Below are 14,768 nucleotides of genomic sequence, written 5' to 3'. Positions count from 1 at the left end.
GGTCAGAATTCTTCCCAGTTGTCCCCGGCGGGAGAGGCGATGACTTTGGCGGCAGAGCCGCCGTTGAATGCGCCCGCGACCTTGCCGATCAGGCTGCGCGCGGGAGAAGGTCTCGAATGCGAGGCGGCGGTTGCCTCTCGCGGCGTTTGCCGGGCCGTCATGCCCTCGCCGGTCTTGAACTGCTTGATCAGTTGCGTCAGGTTTTCCGCGTCGACGGCGAGCGTGTGGCTTGCGGCGTTCGTCTCTTCCACCATGGCCGCGTTCTTCTGCGTGACCTGATCCATCTGACTGATCGATGTATTGATTTCGTTCAATCCGACCGATTGTTCGCGCGCAGAGGTTACGATTGATTTAACGTGTTCGTCGATGCGCAGAACATCTTCGCCGATCTGGCGAAGCGCTTCACCGGCGGCCGTCACCAGTTCGCCGCCGATCTTCACTTCCTCGCCGGATTTTCCGATCAAGGTCTTGATATCCTTGGCCGCACCCGCGGCACGGCCGGCGAGTTCGCGCACTTCCTGGGCAACGACGGCGAAGCCTTTGCCGGCCTCGCCGGCACGCGCCGCCTCGACGCCGGCGTTGAGCGCCAGCAGGTTCGTCTGGAAAGCGATTTCGTCGATGACGTTGATGATCTTGCCGATTTCGCGGGAGGCACCTTCTATCCGTTCCATCGCGGCCATCGCATCGCCGACGACGATGTCCGATTTCGCGGTATTCTCACGGGTATGCGAAACCATGTGGCCGACTTCCTCGGCGCGGTTGGTCGCATTGCGGACGGTGGCGGTGATCTGGTCGAGGGCGGCCGAGGTCTCTTCCAGCGAAGCGGCCTGCTGCTCGGTGCGCTTGGCGAGATCGTCGGCTGCGGCGCGCATCTGGCGGCTGTTGGCTTCGATCGAGCTGCTGTTGAGGGCAATATCGCCCATCGCCTTGCGCAGCGTCGCGGTCGTCTGGTTGAAGTCCAGGCGCAGACGCTCCAGCTCTTCGCGGAACGGCTGGTCGATCGTAACGGTCACGTCGCCGCCCGACAGGCGGGTGAGGCCGGCGCCGAGAGCGGCGACGGCGGCGTTCAAGGCCTCTGCGTCGGCAAGCTTGGCGGCTTCGCGGGCGCGGTGCTCGGCATCGCTGCGCTGCCGGTCGGTTTGGTTCTGGGCTTCAAGGTCACGCTTTTCGATGGCGGCGAGGCGGAAGCCGTCAGCGGCGCGAGCCATTTCGCCGATTTCGTCGCCGCGGGTCTTTTCCGGAACCTCGCTGGCAAGATCGCCGCTCATGATGCGCTGCATGCTTTCCCGAACGGCACCGATGCCGCGGCGGATCGAGCCGCCGTGGACATATTGCAGGATGCCCATGGTGAGGATAGCCAAGACACCGAGGCCGACCTGCAGGACGAGAGCCTCCCGCGACACGGCATTGGCGAGCTCGACATGCTGCTTGGCAAAAAGGGTTCCGTCCGCGGCGAGCTTGTCGAGCGTCTTGGTCAGCTCTTCGCCGGCGCCGTCGATCGCATCGTCGATCTTGTCGAACTCCGCGTCGGGCGCTCCCTGTTGAACCAGCGCGATCAGATCGACCTGTATTGCCTTGCCGATTGCGGCGACATCGGCGTCATAGCTCTTCAACAGGCCGTCGTCATGCATTTCATCTGCAAGAAGGCGCATTTCCTTCGAGCCGCTGGAAAGAGCGGTCAGTGAATCGCCGATCAGTTTGATGCGTGCAGGCTCGACGACCTTGCTGTCCTTGTCGACGATGATGTCCATAGCAGCCAAAACCATTGTCAGGTTTGCAAGCCGCATGTCGCCGAGATGATTGACGCTTGCCTGGATCTCTGTGGCGCGGTGCAAGGCCGTGTCGACCCGCATGTTCTCATACCAGCCGACGCCGAGCATCGTTCCGAAACCGATGAATGCCGCGCCACCGAGCGTCCAGAGCCGCTGGCTGACCGACAGGCTCTTGCGCACTAATGAATTGGTCATGAAATACCCCTCACAAACCGCTCGGATTCGTGTTTCCCTCATTTCATGCGGAGGTCCGGGGTTTTTTCGCCGCTCGGCAGACATCATGTCAGAACGGCAGAAGAGCGCCGCACGCATTACTAAATATAGATATGACGGCTTAAGTCTTTCCTAACGATATCTATCTTGAGATTGCCGGTAGGCTGTTTCGGCAAGTTACTGGAAAGAATGATATTTTTTGTTCCGTCCTCAATGCCGATCGGTGGATCTCCCGTTGCGGACGGCCCCAGTGGGTGGGACAATTAATCACGGGTCAGAAAACATATTGTTGAATTGCGCGCGTCCGATCGAGACTATATCAGGCGGGGCAAGGGCAGGCGGACATATCCGCCTCGGATCGAGGATCGTGCCAATGAAGACATTCCGTATCGCCATCTGGATCGGCGTTCTGATGCTGGCCGGAATTCTCGGCTGGGCCACGCTCAATCTCGACAAATCGAAAGATGTGGTGGCGGAAGCCCCCTTCGGCGTGCCTTTCACGCTCGTTTCCCAAAGCGGACAGCCGATCACCGAGCAGGCGTTGCGCGGCAAGCCGACGGCGCTGTTCTTCGGCTTCACCCATTGCCCCGAAGTCTGCCCGACCACGCTGTTCGAGCTGAACGGCTGGATGGAGAAGGTCGATCCCAAGGGCGACAAACTGCAGGCCTATTTCGTCACCGTCGATCCTGAACGCGACACGCCTGAGATCATTAACGAGTATGTTTCCAACGTTTCCAAGCGGATCACTGGCATTTCGGGTCCGCCTGAAAAGATCGCCGATGTCATCAAGGGTTTCCGCGTCTACGCCAAGAAGGTGCCGGTCGACGAGAAGGATCCGAACGGCGACTATACGATGGATCACACCGCCTCGGTTTTCCTGCTCGATTCGGCCGGGCGGTTTTCCGGAACGATCGCCTATGGCGAAAACCCGGACACGGCGGTAAAGAAGCTGGAGAATCTCGTCCGCAAGGGGTGATAGGGCGCTGGCCCGACCGGTGGCGGGCAACGGAAACGGGAAAGACCGCCTATCGTGAGTGAAATCCGCCTTTACGTATCGACGACCGAGAGCAAGGCCGAACAGATTCTCGACCTTCTAAGCGAGGTCTTCGGCGAAGAAGATTTTGCCATCGGCACCACCGAGGTCGATGAGAAGAGGGATATCTGGGAAGCCTCCGTCTACATGATGGCAGAGGACGAGGCGCAGGTGCGCTCCCGTGTCGAGACGGCGCTGAAAAGCCCCTTTCCTGATGCTGAGCTGCTGCGGGAGGTCATTCCCGACGTCGATTGGGTGGTGAAGTCGCTGGAGGGGCTGAAGCCCGTCAGGGCAGGGCGCTTTCTGGTGCACGGCTCGCATGACCGCGACAAGGTCCGTCCCGGCGACATCGCCATCGAGATCGATGCCGGCCAGGCTTTCGGCACCGGCCATCACGGCACGACGGCCGGCTGCCTGGAGGTGATCGATCGCGTCGTCCGGTCGCGCCGCGTCCGCAACGCACTCGACCTCGGTACCGGCAGCGGCGTGCTGGCGATCGCCGTGCGCAAGCTCAAGAACATACCGGTGCTCGCCACCGACATCGACCCGATCGCCACACGGGTCGCCGCCGAAAACGTCCGCCGCAACGGTATTGCCTCGGGCATCGCGACCAGAACCGCACCAGGCTTTCATTCGACTGCTTTTTCCGAGCATGGTCCCTTTGATCTCATCATCGCCAACATCCTTGCCCGGCCGCTGATCCGGATGGCGCCGCAGCTCGCCGCCCACCTTGCGCCCGGCGGGTCGGTGATTCTTTCGGGGATTCTGGCCGCGCAGCGATGGAAGGTGATCGCCGCCTATAGCGGTGCGAGGCTCCGGCACGTTAGGACCATCTGGCGGAACGGCTGGGTGACGATCCATTTGGATCGGCCGTGACGAGGTGGAAAATTGGGCCTGACAGGGCGGCTTGCTCCCTCTTCGCCCCAGCGGGGAGAAGATGCCCGAAGGGCAGATGAGGGGGTGAGCGGCAAAGCCGCGAATGCGCTGAGCGTAGCGAAGGGCAATAGATAGGGTGTGCCGCGTGGCCCCCTCATCCGACCCTTCGGGCCACCTTCCCCCCGCTGGGGAGAAGAGGAAGCAAACCGCGACCTTGACCACCTTTCCTGATTTCCCGAACAAAAAAGGCGGTGCCGTTGGCACCGCCTTGGACCGGTCTATCCGGCCAATGCCCGCGAGCTCGAAGGAGGAGGAGCGCTCGAGCGGGCTCTACTGCATTCCAATAGGCCGGTCCGGGAGGGAGGAGACGGACGGGCTTTCAGGCTTAGAACGCGTAGCTGGGGGCGCCCTGGTGGCGCGTGACGCGCTGGCCGGCGCCGAGCAGCTTGAGGCTGTCTTCGCTCTGCGGGCGGCGGGCGCCGATCACGTGACGCACGGTCTGGCGTTCGCCAGCCTGCACCGGGCTGCTGTATGCGAAGCGCGAGAGAGAGGCGGTCATTTCAAAAAATCCTTTGGTTGCTGGTTCGTCCGAACCGTTCGATGGCGCCTATATAGCTATTCTGAAATGCGGAGGCAGAGGGTTTTGCTCATGGGAGCCATGCGGCCAATGCATAAAGCGTGCCAAATTAACTTTTGGCGTCACAGTTCTGTCAAAATATTGGGCGCCTGCAGCGACTTCGACTCGTTTCGACGCTTTTTCTCCCCATCGATTGAAATTTCGCTAACATGGCCGGCATCCCATTAACCGGATTCGTTTCAATCATTCGGGTTTCCAGCATGTTCCAGTCTTTCGAGGTCACCTCCACGCCGCACTTCGGCAAGGATCGGGTTTCGGCGTTGCGCGCCACTTTCGATTCGCTCGGCATCGACGCCTTCCTCGTGCCGCGCGCCGACGAATTCAACGGCGAATATGTTCCCGCCTGCTCCGAGCGCCTGGCATGGCTGACCGGCTTCACCGGTTCGGCAGGTGTGGCGCTGATCCTGCGCACGCAGGCGATCGTCTTCGTCGACGGCCGCTATGTGACGCAGCTTGCCGAACAGGTCGACGGTTCGGTATTTTCGGGCGGCGATCTCGTCAACGAGCCGCCGCATGTCTGGCTTGCCGCAAACGGCGGCAAGGGTCTGCGGCTCGGCATCGATCCATGGCTGCATGCGGGCGCCGAAGTGCGCCGTCTGGAAAGGGCGCTTTCGGAGATCGGCGGCAGCCTCGTCTTCCTGCCGCACAATCCGCTCGACAGGCTGTGGAACGACCGGCCGGCCGAGCCGCTCGGCGCCGTGACCATCCAGAATGTCGCCCAGGCCGGCGTGCTGGCGAGCGACAAGATCGCGACAATCGCTGCCAATCTTAAGAAGAAGGAGCTCGCGGCGGTGCTGATCGCCGATCCGTCGTCGGTCGCCTGGATCTTCAACATCCGCGGCGCCGACGTGCCGCACACGCCGCATCCGCTGGCGCGGGCCATCATCCATGCCGACGGGCGGGCCGAACTTTTTCTCGACAAGCGCAAGACAGGCATCGAACCGGAGGCCTATCTCGGGCAGATCTGCTCCCAGCTGCCGCGTTCGGCGCTGGAAGAGCGGCTCGCCGCTGTTTCCAGGGATGGCGGCCGTGTGCTGATCGATCCCGATATCGCTTCCTATGCGCTTGCCGAGGTCATCCGCAAGGCGGGCGGAGAGGCAGTGGAGGGTATCGACCCCGCCAAGCTGCCGCGCGCAGTGAAGAACGACGTCGAAATCAACGGCTCGGCCGCCGCGCATTTGCAGGACGGCGCGGCGATGGTGGAATTCCTCTATTGGCTGTCGCAGGAAAAACCCGGCACGGTCAGCGAGATTGCCGCCGCCGAGCGGCTCGAAGCGGCGCGCGCGCGCGTCGGCCTGAGCATGCAGAACCCGCTGAAGGACATTTCCTTCGACACGATTTCGGGTGCGGGCGAACATGCGGCGATCATGCATTACCGGGTGACGACCGAGACCAACCGGATGATCGAGGCCGGCGAACTCTTCCTGATCGATTCCGGCGCGCAATATATCAACGGCACGACCGACATCACCCGCACGGTGGGGATCGGTGCGGTCTCGGAGGAGCATCGCCGCTTCTTCACGCTGGTGCTGAAGGGCATGATCCAGATCAGCACGGCGCGTTTCCCGAAGGGTACGCGCGGCTGCGACCTCGATCCGCTGGCGCGTATCGCGCTGTGGCGGGCGGGGGCCGATTTCGCCCATGGCACGGGCCACGGCGTCGGCTCCTATCTCTCGGTGCATGAGGGGCCGCAGCGCATCTCCAGGCTTTCGACGCAGGAACTGCTGCCCGGCATGATCCTTTCGAACGAGCCGGGTTATTACCGGCCGGGCAGCTTCGGCATCCGCATCGAGAACCTGATCTATGTGCGCGGGGCCGAGGAGATCGAGGGCGGCGATATGGCCATGCTCGGTTTCGAGACGCTTACTTTCTGCCCGATCGACCGCAGCCTCGTCATCCCCGAGCTGCTGACCCATGACGAGCTGCACTGGTTCAATGACTATCACCGCCGCACGCGCGAGGCGCTGATGCCGCTGATCCACGATCACGACGTCAGGGCGTGGCTCGAAAACGCGACGCTGCCCCTGGAATATTAGCGTAGTGGCGCCATAGCGCCGGCGTTAAACGCCGGCGCTATGGCGCCAGATCATCACGACAATCCAGGCGGCGACCAGCATCCATGTATGGGTGAAACGCAGGCCGACGAAGAGGGCGACGGCGAGCGCCAGCTTCGAATCCCAGCCGCCGATGAAGAAGGCGGGTGCGACCAGCGTCGTCAGCACGGCCGCCGGCACGGCATTCAGCGCCGCCTCCATGCGCGGCGGAATGCTCTTCATCCGGGTGATGAGGATGTAGCCGCCGATACGGGTGGCGAAGGTGGCGGCAGCGGCGGCGAGGATGACGAGCGCCATGTGAAGATCGAATTCCATGGCTCAGACCTCGTGCACTTCGGATTGAAGGGCGTCCGCTTCAAGATCGGGCTCTTGCGGCGCCAATGGCAGCAGGGCGGCGAGCACGATGCCGGCGGCAGCGCCGAGGCTCACATGCCAGGGCGAGCCGACGTAGCGATAGGCGAGCACCGAAGCCACCGCGCTGACGAGTGCGACGGGCAGGAAATTATCGCGCTTGCGGAAGCCGAGGACGATGCCGAGGAAATAGGCCGGCAGCAGGATATCGAGGCCGATCGCCTTCGGATCGCCGATGAAGCCGCCGAGCATGCCGCCGGCGACGCTGATCAGCACCCAGGGAATATAGATGATGATGCCGAAGCCGAAATACCAGGCGAAGGTCAGCGGTTTGCCGGCCTCGCTGCGCTTCACCGCTTCGGCAAATTGCGGATCGACGAGCAGGAAGAAGGTGAAGAATTTCTGCACCGGCGTGAAATGGCCGATATAGCGCGCTAAGGCCGCCGAATAGAGCACGTGGCGAAAATTGACGGCGAGGATCGACAACACGATCAGCCAGGCGTGGACATTGTGGCCGAAGAGCTCGATGCCGACCATCTGGCTGGCGCCGGCATAGACGGTGGCGCTCATGAAGGCGGCTTCGGAAAGCGACATGCCGTTTTCGACCGCGAGCGCTCCGAACAGCGCGCCGAAGGGCGCCGACGCCAGCGCAACGGCGGAGCCGCCCCGCAAACCTTCAACAAAGTCGGCGCGATTCATCTGGATGATCCTGTTGGAAATTCAGCTTTCCCTTATGGTCTGCGGATTGCCACGGCAATTGAATTTCGTTGATTGATCAATCGATTTCGCTGAAGCATCAACGTGCTGATCGCAACCGGCGGAGAGGTGCCAATGAAGAAGATCGAATTTACCAAGGAGGCGAAAGCGGCGATCGTCTCGCGCATCCGCCGCTATTTCGAGACGGAACTCGACCAGCCGATCGGCGCGCTGCCGGCGGAGTTCCTGCTCGACTTCTTCGCCGAGGAGATCGGCGCTCACTATTACAATCAGGGTCTTCGCGATGCGCACGCGGCCCTTTCGAAGAAGATGGAGGACCTCGCCGAGGACATCTATCTGCTCGAGCGTGACGAGAAGAACAAGGCCGCGGGCGCCTGAGCGGCCCGCCTTAGAGCATTTCCTGGTTAGAGAAGCATTCTGCCGGAGCAGGTTTTCGTCAGGGCAGAGGCGATTGGCGATGGGCATACCCCAAGGTACGTCCGAGCCGATCGCCTCTGATCCTGGCTAGAGATGCCCGGCCCACCGGCCGCACCGCTTCGCTATGGCGAAGCGATAAGTGCGTCCGGCGCTTTTGAGTCTTGCAGATTTGCCTGGCAAATCTGCGGGAGGGTTGGCTGAAACGGGCCGGCTGATCGACCGGCCGGCTTGGCCGTAGAGCTGGGCTACGACGTGCGCCGGCCGGTCGACCATCCGACTCCGTTTGAGCCAACAGAATGCTTCAATCTAACCAGGAAAGGCTCTAGCCCTCGCGCTTCATCCGCTCCCGGCGCGCCAGTTCGGCCTGCGAGGGCTCCTGCATCGCGAAGCTGCCGGGTTTGACCTCGCCGGCGCGCTGATAGACGCTCATGATGACGCCCGTCGTCGATACCGAGTTGGCGGTGAGCTTCAGCGCTGCCGGTGTGACACCCGCGCCGAACAGGCGCTTCCCGGGGCCGAGGATGAGCGGAAAAGTCAGGAGCCGGAGTTCGTCGATCAGGTCGTGCGCGAGCAGCGATTGCAACAGGCTGCTGCTGCCCTGCGTCAGCAGGTCAGGGCCGTCCTCCTGCTTCAGCCGGGCGATTTCGGCGACGGCATCGCCGCGCAGCGGAACGGAATTTTCCCAGGTGAGCGGCTCTTGCGATGTCGTCGCGACATATTTGGTGGCGGCATTGAAGGCCTTTCCGATGGGGTCGTCTTGCCCGACAAAGGGCCAGTGCGCGGCGAAGATCTCATAGGTCTTGCGGCCGAGCAGCAGAGCGAAGGGATCGGTAAAGATCCCGTCCATGAACTCCCCCATCGGCTCGTCCCAGTAATTGACGGTCCAGCCGCCAAGTTTGAAGTCGCCGGTCGGATCTTCCTCGGGTGCGCCGGGCGCCTGCATAACGCCGTCGAGACTCACGAAGGCCGCGGTTACAAGCTTTCTCATCTCTCAACTCCCATGTTTGGTTCGTTCAGAAGCAAGGACGGATCGATATAAGCCGAACCGACACCGGACGCCTCAATCCGGCGAGTATATTTCACCTTAACGTCAAATTATCGGGGCGCCGCTATCGTCACGGCATTTTCGATGACCGGGTTGCTTCCGTTGGCTGTTATTGTCTCTAAAATCGATGAACCTCGATCAACAACGCTCGGCAAGACGTTGATCTTTGTGGTGTGGTTTGCGCTGGCATTCGCGCTTTGCTGGTCAGAAACCGTGTGGCGCGATGAGGTTCGCGCTTTGTCCCTCGCCCTTCAGGGTGGGAGTTTCATCGATATGCTTCGGCAGATGCATGGCGAAGGTCATCCGGCACTCTGGTATGTCCTGTTGCGCGCCGCTCATCTTGTCGTCGGCTCTCCCGTCGTCCTGAAAATCGTCGCGCTGACGATCGCCGCCGCCTCGGCCTACCTTCTTGTTTTCAGGCTTGAACTGCCGCGCTCGATCATGCTGCTGTCGTTGTTCAGCAGCTTTTCGGTTTTCGACTACGCCGCGATGTCGCGAAACTACGGCATCAGCATGCTTTTGGTCTTCCTTATCGTCCTGAGCTGGGAGAGGGGAATGCGCAACGGCATGGTGCTCGGCCTGTTGTTTGCCTTGCTGGCAAATACCAACGTCCACTCGGTCGTGCTGGTCGGCGGTTTTCTTGCCTATTGGTTTTTCGATCTGGTCCTGGCGCGTCCGAGACCTTCTCTGTCGGCATATCGGGCCTTTGCGACGGCCGCTGTCATTGCCGCGGTCGGCGTTGTTCTGTGCGTGATGACAGTCTATCCCACCTTCAACGATGCCGGGCAGAACGATCTCGCAGGCAAGAATTTCGCCCCGCTGGTCCTTTATGCCTTTGCCGGGGCGAGTTCCTATTTCATGGAGTTCTACCCCGACAGGATCCTTCGGCTGGTCGTGGCCGATCCATTGCTTGCTCGGGTTTTCGCCTCGCTGATGGCGGTGCTCATCTATGGCAGTCTGCTTGGGCTGGCCAATCGGCGGCCGGCGATGTTCGCGGCCGCAGCGGTTCTCCTAGGGTTTTCGCTGCTCTTTACGCTTGTCTACCCAGGTAGCTACAGACATCAGGCCCTATGGCTGGTGTTCATGATCGGCATGATTGCCTTGGTCAGCCGCTCCCGGTCCGCAGCCGCGGGCATTGCCGGTGTCGAGTCAGCCGGTGGCGTCGTCAAGATCGGGCGTCTGTGCTTCATGATTTTGCTGGCGCTGCAGGTCGCCTCCGGTATCGAAAAGGTCCATCAGTTCCTGTTCACCGACATTCCGCTGAGCCGAGCCCGGGATCTCGGGTCGTTCATTCAATCGCGCCCGGATCTCAAGGATGCGATCATCATGGCGGATCCCGATTATCTCGTGGAGCCCTTGCCCTATTACATCCCCAATCGCACCTATCTTCTACGGGAGCAACGGTTCGGCGCGATCGTGCGGTATACCCGCAATGCGCGGCTCTCGCTCAGCCTTGCCGATATACTGCAGACGGCGCGGCAACTGCAGCAGAGCGAGCACGCGCCCATCGTCATTCTTCTCTCACAGCGGCTTGACCGAATTGCCGCGCCCGTCTCATTGCGCGAAAGTTACAGCTGGCTGCTGTCTTTGACGCCGGAGGAGATTTCCGCCTTCCGGAGCGAGACGACCCTCGTCAAGCGTTTCGGCCCCGTCGCCGGCAGCGATGAGACATTCGATGCCTATCTGTTGAAATAAAGATCGGCGGTTCATTCGCGCAAGGCATCCGCACTGTTGATCACGGCGATGCCGTGCGCCTGCATCTCGTCGATGGCAGCGGCGACGCCTTCAGGGGTGATGCCGCGGCTTGCGTCCTCGATGAAGCGCACGCGCACGCCCGGCATCATCTCCAGTGCGTCGAGCGCGGAGAATTTGACGCAGTAATCGGTCGCCAGACCGCAGACGTCGAGATCGGTCACACCCTGGTCTTCGAGGAAATCGGAAAGGCCGGTCGAAGCGTCTCGATCATTGTCGCGGAAGGCCGAATAGCTGTCGATCCTGGGATCCTCGCCCTTCTGCTGGATCAGGTCGATTTCTTCGGATTTGAGCTCCGGATGCAGTTCGGCATCGAGCGTGCCCTGGATGCAGTGGTCGGGCCACATCATCTGCGGTTTGCCGGACAATTCGCCCATCTCGAAGGGGGCGGCACCCGGATGGGCGGAGGCGAAGCTGCCGTGGCCGGGCGGGTGCCAGTCCTGGGAGGCGACAATCAGATCGTATTTGCCGCTCTCGATCAGCCTGTTTGCGACGGGAACAACCTTGTCGCCGTCCGGCACCGGCAGGTTTCCACCCGGACAGAAGCCGTTCTGGATATCGACGAGCAGCAGCGCTTTCATCAAGGCCAATCCCTTCGCGTTACGGCAATGCAAATGCCAAATGCACCGAATGCATCAACTAGTGAATTCCCGGGGGCCCGCATGCAAGTGTTAATTCTGTCACTGATGGTAGTAATCGGCCGAAAAAGAATGCTCTAATTCAATCTATGCGGGAGTTTTCAATGGTGTGACAGCAACCGCAAAACGCCTGGCCTTGCTCAAGGGCGCGAATTCTGCCTTTCTTGCCTCAGCAGCAAGCCGGAACCCAAACCATGTCCGAGCCTCACTCCGAGGAAAAGATCGATGCGACCTTCCGTAACGGATCGCTGACGGCGACCGGCATCATTCTCGGTTTCTCCCTCAATTTCATCAGCCTCTGGGTGTCCAATCCCAATGACTGGAGCCGCGTCGATCTGCTGCCGATGGCATTCCTGACCGTCGGCATCGCCATTCAGGTGAAGGTGTTTGCCGATCTTTTGGCGCGAGACTCGTTGCTCGCCGTCAAATACGACCGGGCGCGCCGGCTGTTCCTGATCGGATTGTCGATCGTCGCCACCGGCATGGGGATCGCCCTGCTGAACGACATCCTCGGGCTCAGCAGTATGCGGATGTTCGGGTGACTGTTCCTGCGGTATCGTCGCGTAGTCAGACGCGCTCGACGAAGCCGTCCAGCACTCGCTTCTGCCCCGCACGGTCGAAGTCGATCGTCAGCTTGTTGCCTTCGATGCCGGTAATGTTGCCATTGCCGAATTTCATATGGAATACGCGATCGCCGAGGGTGAAGCGCGACGGCTCCGACGAGGTCGACTTGGCGACCAGCTCGCCATCGATCGTGCGTCCCTTCGGGCCGCTTTCGCCATAGCCGATGCGTTCGACGGCGTGGCCGGAGCGGGTGCCCCAGTTGTCGCGCGTGGCGTCGGTCCTGTTGGCCTGGGCGCGTTTCCAGCCGGGCGTGGAATAGGAGTTGGCGAAAGGTTCGGCCTTGTCGAAGCGGGACTGGCCGTAGCCGCCGCGGCCGTAACCGCCGTAGCTCTGCTCCATCTCGGCGACCTCGACATGGGTTTCCGGCAGTTCGTCGAGGAAACGCGAGGGCAGGGTCGATTGCCAGAGGCCGTGAATGCGGCGGTTGGAGACGAACCAGATATGGCAGCGGCGCTTGGCGCGGGTGATGCCGACATAGGCGAGCCGCCGTTCTTCCTCCAGACCGGCGCGGCCGCTCTCATCCAGCGAGCGCTGGTGGGGGAAGAGGCCTTCCTCCCAGCCGGGCAGGAAGACGGTATCGAATTCCAGGCCCTTGGCCGAATGCAGCGTCATGATCGAGACGGCGTCGAGGTTCTCGTTGGTTTCTGCGTCCATGACGAGGGAGACGTGTTCGAGGAAACCGCGCATCGACTCGAAGCTGTCCATCGAGCGGATCAGTTCCTTCAGGTTTTCAAGGCGGCCCGGCGCTTCGGCGCTCTTGTCGTTCTTCCACATGTCGGTATAGCCGGACTCTTCGAGGATCTGCTCGGCAAGTTCGGTATGCGGTGTGTTTTCAAGCAGTTCCTGCCATCGGCGGAAAGATTGAATCACGTCGAAGAGGGCTTTGCGCGCCTTCGGCTTCAACTCGTCGGTCTCGATCATGTCGGCGGCTGCCGCCAGCATCGGGATGTCGCGGGCACGCGCATAGTCGTGCAGGGCGCGCACCGTCGTGTCGCCGAGGCCGCGCTTCGGCGTGTTGATGATGCGCTCGAAGGCGAGGTCGTCGGCCGGCTGTGCGACCAGGCGGAAATAGGCCATGGCATCGCGGATTTCCAGACGCTCGTAGAAGCGCGGGCCGCCGATGACGCGATAGTTGAGGCCGAGGGTGACGAAGCGGTCTTCGAACTCGCGCATCTGGAAGGAAGCGCGCACCAGGATCGCCATGTCGTTCAGCAGATGCTTGCCCCGCTGGAGCTGCTCGATCTCTTCGCCGATGGCGCGGGCTTCCTCCTCCGAATCCCAGGAGGCGTGGACCTGCACCTTGACGTCATCGGGATCGGCGCGTTCGGTGAACAGCGTCTTGCCCAGGCGGCCTTCATTATGGGCGATCAGATGGGCGGCCGCACCGAGGATATGTTCGGTCGAGCGGTAATTGCGCTCGAGCTTGATCACCTTGGCGCCGGGGAAGTCCTTCTCGAAGCGCAGGATATTGTCGACCTCGGCGCCGCGCCAGCCGTAGATCGACTGGTCGTCGTCGCCGACGCAGCAGACATTCTGCGGCTCGCCCTTGCTGCGCTGGGCCAGCAGCCTCAGCCACATATACTGGGCGGTGTTGGTGTCCTGATATTCGTCGACGAGGATATAACGGAAGCGGCCGTGATATTCCTTCAGAAGATCCGGATTCTTGCGGAAGATCGCGATCGGATGCATGAGCAGATCGCCGAAATCGCAGGCGTTGAGCGTCGACAGGCGCGCCTGATAGGCGAAATAGAGATCGCGGCCGCGGCCATTGGCGAAGGCGCGCGCGTCGCCCTCGGGAATATCGGCCGGGCCGAGGCCCTTGTTCTTCCAGGTGTCGATCATGCCGGCGAACTGCTTGGCCGGCCAGCGTTTGTCGTCGAGACCCTCGGCCTGGATCAGCTGCTTGATCAGACGGACGACGTCGTCGGTGTCGAGAATGGTGAAATCGGAGCTGAGGCCGACGAGTTCGGCATGGCGGCGCAGAAGCTTGACGCCGATCGAATGGAAGGTGCCGAGCCAGGGCATGCCTTCGACGGCGCCGCCGACGAGCAGGGCGATGCGCTCCTTCATCTCGCGGGCGGCCTTGTTGGTGAAGGTGACGGCGAGAATCTGCGAAGGGAAGGCGCGGCCGCTATTGAGGATATGGGCGATGCGCGTGGTCAGCACCCGTGTCTTGCCGGTGCCGGCGCCGGCAAGGACGAGAACCGGACCCTCCAGGGTTTCCACGGCTTCCGTCTGTTCGGGATTAAGGCCTGCGAGGTAATCCGGTCGCTTGCCGCCGTCGCGCGCCGCCATGGCGCGGGCGGCGATCCCGCCGGCCGCAGCGGGCGCCCTTCCCAAGGGGGCGTGCCCCCCCCGGGGTGCGGCCGGCGGCTGCGGCTTGCGCGCCATTTCGCCCGGCTCTTCGTCGAAGAAGGGAATATCGTCGAAACTATTGCTCATGGCGCGTAATGTAGTGATTCGGGAGGGAAAGACCAGAAAAGATGTTCTGCTTTCATTCCTGAACCACCGCTGTTGCGGACCGATGCGGGCGGCAGGGCCGCCGCTGGGTGTGACTGCGATCGTCGTACGGCCGCGCAGCAAAAAAATCTGAGCCCAGCCTGTCGGAACCGATGCCGGCGAGACGTCCTCGGGGCATC

13 protein-coding genes are annotated in these 14,768 nt (G+C 61.8%); 6 read left to right on the top strand and 7 right to left on the bottom strand.

Annotated elements, in window-relative coordinates; all coding sequences use genetic code 11:
• Window positions 1-2: 2 nt before the first annotated feature.
• Window positions 3-1,967, bottom strand: coding sequence for a HAMP domain-containing methyl-accepting chemotaxis protein (locus CO655_RS12235; protein WP_097664826.1), 1,965 nt, complete (start codon window positions 1,965-1,967; stop codon window positions 3-5).
• 391 nt (window positions 1,968-2,358) lie between these two features.
• On the opposite strand from CO655_RS12235, the gene CO655_RS12230 reads away from it, so the two are divergent.
• Window positions 2,359-2,961 carry an SCO family protein gene (locus CO655_RS12230; protein WP_097664825.1) on the top strand — a complete coding sequence of 201 codons (603 nt, stop codon included), beginning with the start codon at window positions 2,359-2,361 and terminating at the stop codon, window positions 2,959-2,961.
• 54 nt (window positions 2,962-3,015) lie between these two features.
• Window positions 3,016-3,894: a 50S ribosomal protein L11 methyltransferase gene (locus CO655_RS12225; RefSeq protein ID WP_097604943.1), complete on the top strand. Its 879-nt coding sequence runs from the start codon at window positions 3,016-3,018 to the stop codon at window positions 3,892-3,894.
• A 385-nt stretch (window positions 3,895-4,279) separates the two neighbouring features.
• Here the strand turns inward: CO655_RS12225 and CO655_RS33820 are convergent, their stop codons facing one another.
• Window positions 4,280-4,453, bottom strand: a complete 174-nt coding sequence (locus CO655_RS33820; RefSeq protein ID WP_010031974.1) for a hypothetical protein — start codon at window positions 4,451-4,453, stop codon at window positions 4,280-4,282.
• 278 nt (window positions 4,454-4,731) lie between these two features.
• On the opposite strand from CO655_RS33820, the gene CO655_RS12220 reads away from it, so the two are divergent.
• A complete protein-coding gene (locus CO655_RS12220; protein WP_097664911.1) occupies window positions 4,732-6,567 on the top strand; it encodes an aminopeptidase P family protein in 1,836 nt (611 codons plus the stop codon).
• A 24-nt stretch (window positions 6,568-6,591) separates the two neighbouring features.
• Here CO655_RS12220 and CO655_RS12215 read toward each other — a convergent pair whose 3' ends face one another.
• Window positions 6,592-6,900 (bottom strand): AzlD family protein, encoded by a 309-nt coding sequence (locus CO655_RS12215; RefSeq protein WP_004668772.1) that lies wholly within the window; start codon window positions 6,898-6,900, stop codon window positions 6,592-6,594.
• A gap of 3 nt (window positions 6,901-6,903) precedes the next feature.
• A complete protein-coding gene (locus tag CO655_RS12210) occupies window positions 6,904-7,635 on the bottom strand; it encodes an AzlC family ABC transporter permease (RefSeq protein WP_097604945.1) in 732 nt (243 codons plus the stop codon).
• 132 nt (window positions 7,636-7,767) lie between these two features.
• On the opposite strand from CO655_RS12210, the gene CO655_RS12205 reads away from it, so the two are divergent.
• Window positions 7,768-8,031, top strand: coding sequence for a DUF2164 domain-containing protein (locus tag CO655_RS12205; protein ID WP_064682700.1), 264 nt, complete (start codon window positions 7,768-7,770; stop codon window positions 8,029-8,031).
• 361 nt (window positions 8,032-8,392) lie between these two features.
• Here CO655_RS12205 and CO655_RS12190 read toward each other — a convergent pair whose 3' ends face one another.
• A complete protein-coding gene (locus CO655_RS12190; RefSeq protein WP_097664824.1) occupies window positions 8,393-9,058 on the bottom strand; it encodes a dihydrofolate reductase family protein in 666 nt (221 codons plus the stop codon).
• Between the two features lie 159 nt (window positions 9,059-9,217).
• Between CO655_RS12190 and CO655_RS12185 the strand changes: the two genes are divergently transcribed.
• Window positions 9,218-10,810 (top strand): hypothetical protein, encoded by a 1,593-nt coding sequence (locus CO655_RS12185; RefSeq protein ID WP_097664910.1) that lies wholly within the window; start codon window positions 9,218-9,220, stop codon window positions 10,808-10,810.
• 11 nt (window positions 10,811-10,821) lie between these two features.
• Here the strand turns inward: CO655_RS12185 and pncA are convergent, their stop codons facing one another.
• Window positions 10,822-11,448: a bifunctional nicotinamidase/pyrazinamidase gene (pncA, locus tag CO655_RS12180; RefSeq protein ID WP_010030837.1), complete on the bottom strand. Its 627-nt coding sequence runs from the start codon at window positions 11,446-11,448 to the stop codon at window positions 10,822-10,824.
• A gap of 251 nt (window positions 11,449-11,699) precedes the next feature.
• Here pncA and CO655_RS12175 point away from each other — a divergent pair, with 251 nt between their 5' ends.
• A complete protein-coding gene (locus CO655_RS12175) occupies window positions 11,700-12,047 on the top strand; it encodes a hypothetical protein (RefSeq protein ID WP_097604951.1) in 348 nt (115 codons plus the stop codon).
• Window positions 12,048-12,072: 25 nt separating this feature from the next.
• Here CO655_RS12175 and CO655_RS12170 read toward each other — a convergent pair whose 3' ends face one another.
• Window positions 12,073-14,571, bottom strand: coding sequence for a UvrD-helicase domain-containing protein (locus CO655_RS12170; protein WP_097664823.1), 2,499 nt, complete (start codon window positions 14,569-14,571; stop codon window positions 12,073-12,075).
• Window positions 14,572-14,768 lie beyond the last annotated feature (197 nt).

The sequence above is a fragment of the Rhizobium sp. M1 genome (assembly GCF_002531805.1).
GTDB lineage: Bacteria > Pseudomonadota > Alphaproteobacteria > Rhizobiales > Rhizobiaceae > Rhizobium > Rhizobium etli_C.
Note: the sequence above shows the minus strand (reverse complement) of the source record. Positions and strands in the feature narration are given on the sequence as shown.

Excerpts from the sequence above, each read along its gene's own strand:
- CO655_RS12235 (WP_097664826.1), bottom strand. The coding sequence starts at position 1,967 with ATGACCAATTCATTAGTGCGCAAGAGCCTGTCGGTCAGCCAGCGGCTC.
- CO655_RS12230 (WP_097664825.1), top strand. The coding sequence starts at position 2,359 with ATGAAGACATTCCGTATCGCCATCTGGATCGGCGTTCTGATGCTGGCC.
- CO655_RS33820 (WP_010031974.1), bottom strand. The coding sequence starts at position 4,453 with ATGACCGCCTCTCTCTCGCGCTTCGCATACAGCAGCCCGGTGCAGGCT.
- CO655_RS12220 (WP_097664911.1), top strand. The coding sequence starts at position 4,732 with ATGTTCCAGTCTTTCGAGGTCACCTCCACGCCGCACTTCGGCAAGGAT.
- CO655_RS12215 (WP_004668772.1), bottom strand. The coding sequence starts at position 6,900 with ATGGAATTCGATCTTCACATGGCGCTCGTCATCCTCGCCGCCGCTGCC.
- CO655_RS12210 (WP_097604945.1), bottom strand. The coding sequence starts at position 7,635 with ATGAATCGCGCCGACTTTGTTGAAGGTTTGCGGGGCGGCTCCGCCGTT.
- CO655_RS12205 (WP_064682700.1), top strand. The coding sequence starts at position 7,768 with ATGAAGAAGATCGAATTTACCAAGGAGGCGAAAGCGGCGATCGTCTCG.
- CO655_RS12190 (WP_097664824.1), bottom strand. The coding sequence starts at position 9,058 with ATGAGAAAGCTTGTAACCGCGGCCTTCGTGAGTCTCGACGGCGTTATG.
- pncA (WP_010030837.1), bottom strand. The coding sequence starts at position 11,448 with ATGAAAGCGCTGCTGCTCGTCGATATCCAGAACGGCTTCTGTCCGGGT.
- CO655_RS12175 (WP_097604951.1), top strand. The coding sequence starts at position 11,700 with ATGTCCGAGCCTCACTCCGAGGAAAAGATCGATGCGACCTTCCGTAAC.
- CO655_RS12170 (WP_097664823.1), bottom strand. The coding sequence starts at position 14,571 with ATGAGCAATAGTTTCGACGATATTCCCTTCTTCGACGAAGAGCCGGGC.